The following is an 11,878-nucleotide window of genomic DNA, read 5'->3' as shown; positions in this document are numbered from 1 at the left end:
CTTTACTGCCGGGCAATCGCCTGGCTACCCGGCCCGCGGTATATCTGGACGATGCCGCTGTTCTCCTTTGAAGGACGATCGCCAAGGGTTGATCCGACTGCGTTCGTCGCGCCTACCGCGACTCTGATCGGTGACGTGACGGTCGAGGCTGGGGCGTCGGTCTGGTTCAACACCGTGCTGCGTGCCGACTACGGGCCGGTGATCGTCCGCGAAGGGGCCAATGTGCAGGACGGATCGGTATTGCACTCGCCGCCCGGTATCCCAGTCGACATCGGTCCGGGCGCAACCGTCGCGCACATGTGCATCATTCACGGCGCCCACATCGGCGCCGAGGCGCTGATCGCCAACCACGCCACCGTTTTGGACGGCGCGGTGATCGGCGCCCGCAGCCTTGTCGCCGCGGGCGCGCTGGTGACAGCCGGCACGAAGATCCCCGCCGAGGTTCTGGTGGTCGGGGCGCCGGCGACCGTCAAAGGTCCGATTGCGGGTACCGGCGCCGAGATGTGGGTGAAGGTGAACCCGAAGGCCTATCAGGATCTCGCGCAGCGTTATCTGACTGGGCTGGAACCGATTTAGCGTATCCGGCGGCTATCTCATCCAGTCCGGTGTCACCGGTAGCCCGTTGCGGTGCCGGTATTCCGCGATGGCTTTGAGGTTCTTCATCTCGAGCAGATGGCCCGGGCCGAACATCTCCCAGAAGTCGCCGACCCAGACCGGACGGTCTGGCGGGCTGGCGTCCGGATACGGATTGCGGTCGTAGAACGGGTGGTGGCAGTTGGTCCACAGCACCACCGAGCCCGGCTTGTCCAGCACGATTTGGGCATCGACGACCCGCATTAGGTAGACCATCCACAGATGTTTGCCTTGATCCCACGCGCAGTGGTAGTCCACCGTCCGCCCTTGCTCACTGGCTACGGTGCGGGTGTAGATCTTGGTCTCGGAGCCCAGCCGGTCGTAGGCCTCCCATAGTCCGGGCTCGTCGGTTTCGGTGAACCCACGCAGACTGTAGGTCCACTCTTCCAGGCAGCGGGTGTCGGACATGTACGCGAACAGCTCGTCCGGCGGGCAGTCGATGTAGTCGTTGACGGTGCAGTACTGGCCGAAAACCTGATCGTGCGGATACACCGAGTGCATCATCTCCATGATGATCGGCGTGGCTTTCTCGCGTGGACTGGTTTCGATCCGGGTTACCCCATCGATCGGCTCGGTGCTGCCGGTGTGAGCGGCGATATCTTCCAGCGCGGGCAGCGACATCGATTCGGTCTCCTTCGCGAGCGAACGATAATGATTGAAAAAATTGTCCCCTGTCAAAAACGTTGCAAACAATTGGATTTCGCTGACAATGTGAATTGCACTATACACCGATCGCCACTGCCCGGCTGCGGTCTTCCGCGGCGCATTATTCCGCGCAGAATTAATTTCGAATTCATCGAACCGTTTGGGACTCGACCTCGTTATCTTTGATACCAGCGCCTTTGCGACATGATCCGCACGGGCGTGGCCGTCGGTCGCACACACGTCGCCGCGGCCGATTGAATGCTGCGAATCGCGGGAGTGCCATGATCGGACGACTTGCCACCGGCGATAGGCGAGTGCACGAACTGACCATCGAACTTCGCGACGTAACACGCGAATACCGGGTCGGCGGGCAGAGCGTGCGCGCGCTCGACGAGATCAGCCTGCGGTTCGGCGGCGGCCAATTCGTTGCGGTTGTCGGGCCGTCAGGCGCGGGTAAAAGCACATTGCTGCACCTGCTCGGGGCATTGGATTCCCCCGACTCCGGCTCGATCACTTTCGACGGCGACGAGATCGGCCACCTCAGCGACGAGCAACAGTCCCAATTTCGTCACCATCGCGTGGGCTTCGTATTCCAGTTCTTCAACCTCTTGCCGACATTGTCGGCGTGGGAAAACGTGGCGGTCCCCAAGCTGCTCGACGGTGTCCGGCTGGGCAGGGTCAAGTCGGATGCGATCCGGTTGTTGGACCGGGTCGGGCTGGGGGACCGCACCCAGCACCGCCCCGCGGAACTGTCGGGTGGCCAAATGCAGCGGGTAGCCGTGGCGCGGGCCTTGATGATGGACCCGTCGCTGATTCTGGCGGACGAACCGACCGGGAACCTCGACTCCTCAACGGGCGCTTCGATCTTGGCGTTGCTAGCGGAGGTGGCACACGAGGACGGCGGTAGTCGGATGGTGGTGATGGTGACCCACAACGCCGAGGCCGCGGCGACAACGGATCGGGTGATCACACTGCAGGACGGCCGGGTCGGCTCCGACGAATTGTTGGCGGTCGCGGGATGAGACCGGGCTCGGCCGTCGCGGCGACGACGAGCCGGCTGCGGGTGTTCAGTCTTCGTGAACTGGTCGTGCACCGACGACGCACCGTCGCGTCGATCGCCGTAATGGCAGTGTCGGCAATGTATCTCGTCGCGGTCATCGGAATCTTCGGGTCGATCACCGGATCGGTGAACCGGCTGTCCGATGGAATCGCCGGAATCGCGGCGATCGAGGTGTCGGGCATCACCGACGCCGGTTTTCCCGACGCGATAGCGACCGATGTCGCCGCTGTGGCCGGTGTCGCGACCGCGGCGCCGATGATACGGACGTCTGCGGCCACGGCGTCGGGCCCAATTCTGTTGTTCGGCGCGGACAAGAGCAGTGCCGCGTTGGGTGGTGCCTTGAAGGACGCCGTCGCGAAACCGTTGAAGACACTGTCCGCCAACCCCAACGGCGTCCAGGTCGGGCCCGGTGTCGGTTACGCCAAAGGCGAGACGTTCCGGCTGGGGTCGGCTTCGGTTGCCGTGACAGAAGTGCTCACCGGCAAGCAACTCGCGGACCTCAACGGCGGCCACTACGCTCTGGCCCCACTTGCATTGGCACAGAACATAACCGGGCGAAAAGGCCAGCTCGACTCGATACTGATCACGACAAAGCCCGGTGCCAACCTCGCAGCGGTGCGGGCCGCAGTGACGGCCGCGGTGAAGGGCCGGGCAATCGTGGCAGAGCCCAGCATGCGCGCAGCCCGGGCCGGCGACGGGGTCAAGCTGATGAACTACATGGCGTTGATGGGCGCCGGGGTTGCGCTGGTGGTCGGCGCGTTCCTGATCTACACCACGATGACAATGGCGATCACTCAGCGCCGCCCGGTCATCTCGATGCTGCGCGCGATCGGCGGCCGACGCGCGACGATCGTTCGCGACCTGCTCGCTGAGGCCGCGATTCTCGGGGTGATCGGCGGTGCGATCGGGTCGGGTCTCGGAATCCTCATGGGCCGCATGGCGATTGGTCGATTGCCTCCGGCGATAACGCAAGGCCTCGAAGCCCGGGTCGAGTACTGGTTGCCGGGCTATGCGATACCGGTGGCTCTGGCGGCGACGGTCCTCACCAGCGGGGCAGCGTCGGCGATGGCTGCGCGGCAGGTGTACAAGGTTTCGCCGATCGAGGCGTTGGCGCCGGTCGGGGTTTCAGCCGCCGATGTCGTACCGCGATGGCTGCGGCTGGCATGCGGGATCGCCGCGGTCGCCGTTTTTGCGGCAGCGATCGTCGTCGTTGTCGGCCAACGCGGCACCCTGGCTTTCGCCGCGATCTTCGCTGTCTTTACAGCTGAGATCGCGCTCGGCTTCGCACTCGCCGCGCTGATGGTCAAGGCGACTGCGACAACGGCCGGGATGTTCGGAGCGGTTGGGCGACTCGCGGCGGCGACGGTCGAGCGCGCCCCGCGGCGGGTGTGGGCCACGGTGATGACCGTGCTCATCGCGGTGGTCACCACGGTCGTGATCACCGGGACGAACGCCGACATGATTCGGTCGGCGCGCGCCATCTTCGCACCGGTCGCCGACGTCGACGTGTGGGTGAGTGCGGATCCTCCGGACAGCTATGCCGTCGATGCGCTGCCACCGGATCTCGCCCGCAAGACGGCCGGGGTGCCGGGCGTACAACGAGTCATCGAGGGCGCATCAGGATTCGCCGAGGTCGGCGGCACCCGCGTGATGCTCGATGGATTTTCGGCCGGGACCGCCGATCCACTCTTCCGGGCGCTCGATCAACGGGTCCGCGGTGAGGTCCTTGCCGGTCGGGGCGTCGTGCTTTCGCAGAACCTCGGCAAGACCCTGCACGTCCGGGTCGGCGACAACCTGCAGCTGCAGACGCCGCACGGCCCGCGGCAGGCCACCGTGCTGGCCCTGGTCCCGTACTTCTCGACGGTCATCGGCACCGTCGGCATGGACCTCGATCGGATGCGGGCATGGTTTGACCGCCCGGCCGCGACGGCGCTCCAGCTCACCGGAGCCCCGGGCGTGGACAGGAATCGGTTGCTGGCCGACGTACGGCGGGTGGTGCCTGCGCCGAACTACGTCTACGACGGTCGCGCGGCACTGGCAGGCCTCGAGGCGCCGCTGCATCAGAGCATGTACATCGCCAACGCCGTGTGGATCATTGTTGTATTCGTCGCGGCGATAGCGCTTTTCAACACGTTGACGCTCTCGGTTCTCGAACGGCGCCGCGAGATCGGTGTGCTGCGAGCGATGGGTACCAGCCGGCGGTTCACCGTGCAGATGATTCTGGCCGAAGCCGCCGCCATCGGAGTCGTCGGCGGCGTCTGCGGTCTGCTCTTCGGCCTCGCCGACCAGTGGCTCTACAGCCTTGTCAGCGGGGACCTGATGAATTTCACCGTCGACTTCCGGCCGAGTCCAATGGCGCTCGTGTTCACGGTGGGCGCGTTGGCGATCAGCCTGCTCGGCTCGCTGCCGCCCGCGCGACGCGCGGCGCGACTCAACATCATCGACGCCGTCGGCGTCGACTAGGCGGCGGGGTCTCAGTTCAGCTATTTCCTCAGAGGCCAAAGAAGTCGTGAGCAACAAGAAGGTCCCACAGCCCGGCAAGGGGATCCGTGAAGGGAATGGTGAACGTGCTGTTCAGGAGTGGGTCCATCGAATCTGTGAACGTGTTGACTGTCACGCCGGCGGTCCCGACGGCAATGTCATCGGGCACCCCGAATGCCGCCAAGCTATCCGAGGGGTCGGCCCCAGAAGTCAATACATCGGTGATGTGGAGCGACGGAATGTTCAGGACCATCGCCTCAAAATTGTCGTCAGGGTCGGCAAATCCCACGTCATTGATGCCGAAGAGGGCAAATAACTTGTCGGTTGCAGAGATGAAGTCCGTGTCCACTGCTGGGCTGACGTCGTCAGCGTCGGCTCGGGCAGAGCCAGCGGCAGCCAGCGGTATGAGCCCGGCGGCCAGGAAAGCACCGGCGGCCGTGCCGAGAGCGACTGTCACCATCCGAGAACTCATTCGAAAACTCCGATCGTATGTGTGATCCAGATCACTGTTAGCAATACCCTGAGAATATACCTAAAAATTCCTGAGCGAAACCTCCTCACCAGCCCGTCTTATTGTCCAGCTGAGGTCAGAAGCCAAGCGGCAGTAGCGCGGTGAAGAGTTCGGCCAACGGGTCCGTGAACGGAAGCGAGAACGACAGCAAGGATTCGAGCGCCGGGTTGCTCGGGTCGATGAAGGTGTTCACTGTCTCTCCTGCCACGCCGATGCCCGCGTCCCCGGGAACGCCGAAGGCCGCCAAGCTGTCCGACGGGTCGGCCCCAGAAGTCAGGACATCAGTGAAAGAGTGGCCCGAGAGGACAGTCGCGACGAACTCGTGGTCGTCGGGGTCGGCAAACGACTGGTCGGTGAACAGTCCGAAATTCTGCAGCGGACCAACCATGAAGTCGGTTTCGGCCGCCGGCATCACGTCGCCAACCAAGAAGTCTGCGCCTACTACCGGCGTCAGGTCTTCGCCGTCGGCATGCGCGACGGGGCCCGTCGCCAACGAGATCAGCCCGGCGGAGATGAGACCACCGGCAGCCCTGCCGAGGCCGGGCAGAATTGTGCGACTCATGATCGACTCCCATCGCCAGTGATCGACTTGCCTGGTACACGAAGCCGCGGCGAAAAAAGTTCACCCGTCGCGGTCGATGACGGTGGCGAATCCTTGCAGATGAGGTGTGCACGGCGGAGGCACCAGCGTTCGTCGAATGCGATGCAGGCCGGCGACGTCGAATCCGGCTGCGGTAATGGCGTCGACGGTGCGACGATTCGGTTCGCATCCTGACGCAAGCCACGACCACGGCTGGGCGATCAAGTCCTGAAACCACCCCATCAAGCCTTCTCCGCGGACATGCTCGAGGACGACCAGCCTGCCGCCCGGCGCCAGTACGCGTCGGATTTCGGCCAGGGTGGCCCCAACGTTGTCGACCGAGCACAGAACGAGCCCGATATGCACAGAGTCGAAGCTGTCGTCCGGAAAGGGAATCGACTCCCCGACCCCATCGACGATGTCGACGTCGATGCCGTGGCGGCGCGCCAGGGCGGACGCCATCCTGCGCATCGCCGGCTCTGGCTCCACCGCGGCGACGGACACCACCGCCGGGGGAACGAACAGTAGGTCGGTTCCGGGACCCAGTCCCACCATCAGCAGTCGGCCGACCGCGTGTGACATCGCGGTGCGTCGGTAGCGACGATAGAAAAGCCGGTCGAAAATCGGCATCCCGAGTCGATAGATGTACGGGAACAACGGATTACGCCGCGTCATGATCCACCTGCACGCTACCCAGATCCATCCGGAACGGTGGATACTCGTCGCGCATCAACGAGACGTACACGGCCACCCGATAACGCCATCGAACGATGCCCAGCAGAAGGTCGAACATGCCCTGGTTGATCGTGCCGATGCACAACAACCACGCCGCGTTCATCACGCAGAGCAGTTGCAGAAGCGGCTCCATCGCCCAGCAGAGAAGTATCTGCGGCATGCCCAGGAGCCATCGCGTGAAAAGCGCGGCGCGGTTGGTGGGGCCATCGGGGTAGTCCACGTCGAGGTCAGCCGGGTAGTCCGGCTGCGATGCGAGCGTGAAGGGCGGGTACTTGTCGGTGCTGTTCATCGGGAAGCGGTAGTTCATCAGGCGCCACGACCACCGCAGCACCCCGACGTTGAAGTCGAAGAGTGGGCGCGGATGGCGGCCGGTGAACAAGATGGCGACGCCGGCGGCGATCGTCACAAATGGATACAGCAGGTACAGGCCGATCAGGATGGGATAGTGCGGCACCGCCAGCGCACACCATTTGACCAGCCAGAGCCGGCGCGACGGCGCGTCGAGATCGCTTCGTACCCGCACAGGGCCGTCCGCGAGAACGGGCTCGGCAACGCCGTCCATAACTTTTATACGGCGGCGAACAGCGCTGGGTTCAAATCTTGCGGGCGCTCGCGGTGGCCTGGTCGACTTCCCAGTAGGCGCGCAGCGCCAGCATCTTGCCGTCGTCGTCGACCTTGTAGGTGAAGACGCCTTCGGCGGTGACCTGGTGTCCGGCCGCGGTGATCAGGATGTGGCCGATGTTGGCTTCTTCGTTGCCGCAGTGGTACGTCTTGTCGAAGACGAACTCGATCTTGTCGGTGGGCGCAATCGCCATGTCCCAGAACGCCGAGATGGCGTCGCGCCCGCGATGCCCCTTGCCCTCGGGATCGAAATGCGACGGGCCAATCGGGTCCTCGACGATGGCGTCGTCGGCGAAGTTCGCCAGCCAGGCTTCTTTGTCCCTGGCCGCCACCGCATCGCGGGAACGCTTGCCAGCCAGGTGTGCGGGAGAGTCAGTCATTGGCGCCGCTCCTCCTCATCGCATCGCTCTGCATCGTCGCCGGCGCGCGTCATCTCAGTCCTGCCAGCCCGAGTGGATGTAGGTGTCAGCCCAACGCTTCAGCGAGTCTTTCTTTTTGTCCAGCGGCGCGTCGGTCCCGAGGCCGTCCAGAATCCACGGGATGGTGATGTAGTCGGTAACCCCTATCTCGGCGAGCTCGCGATGGCCGTCCACGCCGAACTTGTCGATGCACACCGCCTGGATCTCGAAAGGCAGTTCCGCGCGGCCATTTTCGGTGCGCAGCGCGTCGAGCTTGCCGATGGTTTCGGCGAGCTGCGCGTGCGTCATCATCGCGCTGGTCCAACCGTCACCGATCCGAGCAGCACGGCGCAGCGCCACATCAGTGTGGCCGCCCACGTAGAACGGCACCGGTTCAGTGGGCGCCGGGCTCATCTGAAGGCGGTCAAAATCATAGAAGTCGCCGTGGAATTCGACCATCCCGCCGGCCAGCACCAGCTTGATGACCTCGATCATCTCGTCGACACGCTTGCCGCGTTTGGCGTAGGGAACGCCACACCACTCGAATTCCTCTGGTGCCCAGCCGATCCCGACGCCGAATCCGAAGCGGTTGTTGGTCAGATTAGCCACCGAGCCAACTTGGCGGGCCAGCAGCAGCGGGTTGCGCGAACCTAACTTCATCACGTTCGTGTAGAACCGCAGCTTCGAGGTAACCGCGCCCATCGCGCCCGCCAGGATCAGCGGGTCGACCCAGGGCGACTCCTCGTCGAACATCCGCTTGCCGTCGGCGGTGTAGGGGTAGTCGACGGACTGCTTTTCGAAATAGAAGATCGAGTCCGGCAGCGCGATCGAGTCAAACCCCACTTCCTCTGCGGTCTTGGCCAGTTCGGTCAGCTGGTCGATCTGGCCGAACGCGATACTGCAGGTGTACTTCACGGCTTGTCAGCTCCTACGACCCACATCGAGTAGTACTGCGAGCCACCGCCGTAGGCGTGGCCAAGTGCCTTGCGGGCGCCCTGAACCTGGTGATCACCCGCTTTGCCCATCACCTGGATGGCCGCTTCTGCGAACCGGATCAGACCGGATGCACCGATTGGGTTCGACGACAGCACACCGCCGGACATGTTGAGCGGGATTCGGCCGCCGATCTTGGTTTCGCCCGCCTCGGTGAGCTTCCAGCCTTCGCCTTCGGCCGCAAATCCGAGGTTCTCCAGCCACATTGGTTCGAACCAGGAGAACGGTACGTACACCTCCGCGCAGTCGATCTCGTCGATGGGGCTGGTGATGCCGGCGGCTTTCCACAGTGCCTTCGCGGCGTCACGGCCGGCCTGCGGGTTGACCTGGTCGCGGCCGGAGTACGCCAGCGGTTCGGTGCGCAACGCGGTGGCGTGGATCCACGCCACCGGATGACCGTCGGCGACGCGCTTGTCGGCGACGTCCTCGTTACCGATCACCACCGCGCATGCACCGTCGGACGACGGGCAGGTCTCGTCGAAACGGATGGGATCCCAGAGCATCTGCGACGCCATCACTTTTTCCAACGTGATGTCGGGCTGATGCAGATGCGCCAGCGGATTCTTGGCACCGTTCAGCCGGTCCTTGACCGCGACCATGGCGCCGATGTGCGTCGGCGCGCCGGACCGGCGGATGTAGGCACGCACATGCGGGGCGAAGTAGCCACCCGCGCCCGCTCCCACCGGCTTGGTGAACGGCACCGGAATGCTCAACGCCCACATGGCATTCGACTCGGACTGCTTCTCCCACGCCATCGCCAGCACGCGCCGGTATTTGCCCGACTGCACCAGGCTGGCGGCCACCACACCGGTCGACCCGCCCACCGAACCCGCGGTGTGAACCCGGATCAGCGGCTTGCCGGTCGCGCCGACGGCGTCGGCCATGAACAGCTCCGGCATCATGACGCCCTCGAAGAAGTCGGGCGCCTTGCCGACCACGACCGCGTCGATGTCGTCCATCGTCGACCCGGAGTCGGCCAGCGCCTTATCGATGGCCTCGCGAACCAGGCCGTTCATCGAAACGTCTTGCCGCTTGGCGACATACTTCGTCTGGCCGGTGCCAAGCACCGCGGCGAGCTGCTTACCCATCGGCGCCGTTCCTCCTCATCGCTCCGCTCTGCATCGTCACTGGCGCGGACATCGTTATTTCCCTTCCAGCACGGCGACGAGATTCTGTTGCAACACCGGGCCGCTGGTCGCGTGGGCGAGCACCCGTCCCGCGGAGCCATCGAAAATGTGTTGTGCCGCAAAGCCGATGCGCTCGAGGCCTGCCGAGAACATCGGGTTGGCCGCCAGTGCGCCGCCCGACGGGTTGACCTTGGTCGATGACGGCAGTCCGATGGCCTCGGTCAGGATGAGTTGCTGATGGGTGAACGGCGCGTAGATCTCGGCCACCTCGATCGAGGCGGCATCGCCGCCCGTCGCGGCCTTCGCCGATGCCTCCGTCGACGGCGACGTGGTGAGTTCCCGCGCGCCAAGCACCGGTGTCTCGATGCGGTGCTCGATGCCGGTGATCCACGCCGGGTTCTCGCGAAGCTCGCGGGCCCTGTCGCCGGCCGCCAGCACTATCGCCGACGCTCCGTCGGTGATCGGCGCAATGTCATGGCGGCGAAGGGGATCGGCGAAGTACGGCCGCGCCAGCAATTCGTCGATGCTCTTCGCCGGCTTCTCGGCGTCGGTGCGCTGAGCGACCGCGAAGGAGTCCAGCGCCACCTGCGCCATCTGCTCGGCCGTCCACTTGCCGGCGTCCAGGCCGAAGCGTGCTTGCAGCCCCGCCATCGACACCGAGTCCGGCCACAGCGGCGCGACCGTGTACGGATCGGTCTGCAGCGACAGCACCCGGCGCAGCGTGCCCGCCGACGACTTGCCGAACCCGTAGACCAGCGCGGTGTCGACCTGACCGGTCAGCAACTTGATGTAGGCCTCGTAGAGCGCCCACGCTGCGTCCATCTCGACATGTGACTCGTTGATCGGGGGCACCGCCCCAATCGAGTCGATCGCGGAGATGAACGAGAAGGCTCGGCCGGCAAGGTAATCCGATGACCCGGAGCACCAGAAGCCGATATCGGTCTGCTGCAGGCCGAGCTCGTCGTATAGCGCGTGAAAACACGGCATCAACATTTCGACGCCGTTGGTGGTGCCGTCGGTGCGCCGCACATGCGGCGCGTGGGCGAATCCGACGACAGCTACATCGCGATCGGTCACTTTGTCCCTTTACAGGTGGTGTTTGTAGGTGTCGTACTCGGCGTCGGGTTCGCCGGTCGGCTTGAAGTATTCGATGTTGTCGATGCCCAGGCCCCATTCCTCGCGGGGCTTCCACACCGCCTCGACCCGCATGCCCATTCGGACCTCGGTGGCGTCGATCTCCTGAATCAGGTGCAGGAACGCGATGTCGGCGCCGTCGAGCAGGACGTACGCCGCTACGTACGGCGGCTTGATGCGTTGCCCGGCGAACGGGATGTTGATGATCGCAAACGTCGTCACGGTGCCCTTGTCGGGCAGTTCGATGAAGTTGTCGAGTTCCAGACCGGTCGCGGGATCCGCTTCTTTCGGTGGGAAGTACACCTTTCCGTCGGCGCCGGTGCGGGCACCGAGCAACTTGCCCTCTTCCAGCGCCCGCAGGAACGCGGTCTCGGGAAGTGAAGCGGTGTGCTGGATTTCGATGCTGCTCGGTGTCACTTGGACCGTCACCGGCTCTCGGTCGTCGGTCGTTTCAGACGCTGCTTCAGCCTCGTCACCGAGCGCGAAATAGGCGATGTCGGTGATCGCGCCGGCCGGCTCGTCGACCCAGTGTGCGTGCACCCGCGCTCCGGTGCTGATCGCGTCGGATGATCCAGCGTCGATAGCGTGCAGCAGCGGGACGTCGGCGCCGTCGAGCTTGATCAGCGCCCACGCGAACGGTCGGTCCAGCGGCTGACCCTGCAGTGGCTCGGGCTGCCAGGTCCACGACAGCACGGTCCCGACGCTGGCCACCGGTACGATCTCGGTCAGTCGTTCGTAGGTCACGGGGTCGAACTCGGCAGGCGGAACGTAGACCCGGCCATCAGAGCCCCGGACACCGACGATGCGTCGCTCGCGCAGGGCGGTGAAGAACTGGCTAAGGGTAGGTCCGACTGAACGGGTGTAGTCGAACGACAGCTTCAGAGGCGCCGACAGTGGCTTCTGATGGGTATCGATCTGCACCGGGCTGCTTTGGCTGGTGGTCACAGCATCGAGTAGAAC

Annotated in this window: 13 protein-coding genes; 3 read left to right on the top strand and 10 right to left on the bottom strand. The window is 64.5% G+C overall.

All coding sequences use genetic code 11. From position 1 onward, the window contains the following. Positions 1-51 precede the first annotated feature (51 nt). The gene (locus G6N27_RS13485) at positions 52-576 is read left to right on the top strand and encodes a gamma carbonic anhydrase family protein (RefSeq protein ID WP_163776782.1); all 525 of its coding nucleotides are present in this window, start codon (positions 52-54) and stop codon (positions 574-576) included. A gap of 12 nt (positions 577-588) precedes the next feature. On the opposite strand, the gene G6N27_RS13480 is transcribed toward G6N27_RS13485, so the two are convergent. Continuing rightward, positions 589-1,254: an SRPBCC family protein gene (locus G6N27_RS13480; protein WP_163776781.1), complete on the bottom strand. Its 666-nt coding sequence runs from the start codon at positions 1,252-1,254 to the stop codon at positions 589-591. Between the two features lie 347 nt (positions 1,255-1,601). Between G6N27_RS13480 and G6N27_RS13475 the strand changes: the two genes are divergently transcribed. Next, positions 1,602-2,300 carry an ABC transporter ATP-binding protein gene (locus G6N27_RS13475; RefSeq protein ID WP_163781767.1) on the top strand — a complete coding sequence of 233 codons (699 nt, stop codon included), beginning with the start codon at positions 1,602-1,604 and terminating at the stop codon, positions 2,298-2,300. After that, entirely contained in the window at positions 2,297-4,801 is a 2,505-nt protein-coding gene (locus G6N27_RS13470; RefSeq protein WP_163776780.1) for an ABC transporter permease, read from the top strand. Before G6N27_RS13475 ends, G6N27_RS13470 begins: the two co-directional genes overlap by 4 nt. A gap of 28 nt (positions 4,802-4,829) precedes the next feature. Here G6N27_RS13470 and G6N27_RS13465 read toward each other — a convergent pair whose 3' ends face one another. From G6N27_RS13465 to G6N27_RS13425, 9 genes are all read right to left on the bottom strand, one after another. Further along, a complete protein-coding gene (locus tag G6N27_RS13465; protein WP_163776779.1) occupies positions 4,830-5,279 on the bottom strand; it encodes a hypothetical protein in 450 nt (149 codons plus the stop codon). Positions 5,280-5,406: 127 nt separating this feature from the next. Beyond that, positions 5,407-5,892, bottom strand: a complete 486-nt coding sequence (locus tag G6N27_RS13460; RefSeq protein WP_163776778.1) for a hypothetical protein — start codon at positions 5,890-5,892, stop codon at positions 5,407-5,409. Between the two features lie 60 nt (positions 5,893-5,952). Beyond that, positions 5,953-6,585, bottom strand: a complete 633-nt coding sequence (locus tag G6N27_RS13455; protein ID WP_163776777.1) for a class I SAM-dependent methyltransferase — start codon at positions 6,583-6,585, stop codon at positions 5,953-5,955. Continuing rightward, a complete protein-coding gene (locus G6N27_RS13450) occupies positions 6,572-7,207 on the bottom strand; it encodes a DUF4389 domain-containing protein (protein WP_163776776.1) in 636 nt (211 codons plus the stop codon). The genes G6N27_RS13455 and G6N27_RS13450 overlap by 14 nt, the downstream gene beginning before the upstream one ends. A gap of 31 nt (positions 7,208-7,238) precedes the next feature. Beyond that, on the bottom strand, positions 7,239-7,646 hold the full coding sequence (locus G6N27_RS13445) for a nuclear transport factor 2 family protein (RefSeq protein ID WP_163776775.1): 408 nt from the start codon (positions 7,644-7,646) through the stop codon (positions 7,239-7,241). Positions 7,647-7,700: 54 nt separating this feature from the next. After that, entirely contained in the window at positions 7,701-8,579 is an 879-nt protein-coding gene (locus G6N27_RS13440; RefSeq protein ID WP_163776774.1) for a TIGR03619 family F420-dependent LLM class oxidoreductase, read from the bottom strand. After that, positions 8,576-9,745, bottom strand: a complete 1,170-nt coding sequence (locus G6N27_RS13435) for a thiolase domain-containing protein (RefSeq protein ID WP_163776773.1) — start codon at positions 9,743-9,745, stop codon at positions 8,576-8,578. Before G6N27_RS13435 ends, G6N27_RS13440 begins: the two co-directional genes overlap by 4 nt. A 54-nt stretch (positions 9,746-9,799) precedes the next feature. Beyond that, the gene (locus G6N27_RS13430; protein WP_163776772.1) at positions 9,800-10,861 is read right to left on the bottom strand and encodes a thiolase domain-containing protein; all 1,062 of its coding nucleotides are present in this window, start codon (positions 10,859-10,861) and stop codon (positions 9,800-9,802) included. Between the two features lie 9 nt (positions 10,862-10,870). Beyond that, positions 10,871-11,863: a Zn-ribbon domain-containing OB-fold protein gene (locus G6N27_RS13425; protein ID WP_163776771.1), complete on the bottom strand. Its 993-nt coding sequence runs from the start codon at positions 11,861-11,863 to the stop codon at positions 10,871-10,873. Positions 11,864-11,878 lie beyond the last annotated feature (15 nt).

This window comes from Mycobacterium cookii (genome assembly GCF_010727945.1).
Lineage (GTDB): Bacteria > Actinomycetota > Actinomycetes > Mycobacteriales > Mycobacteriaceae > Mycobacterium > Mycobacterium cookii.
This window is presented reverse-complemented; position numbering and strand designations above follow the sequence as displayed.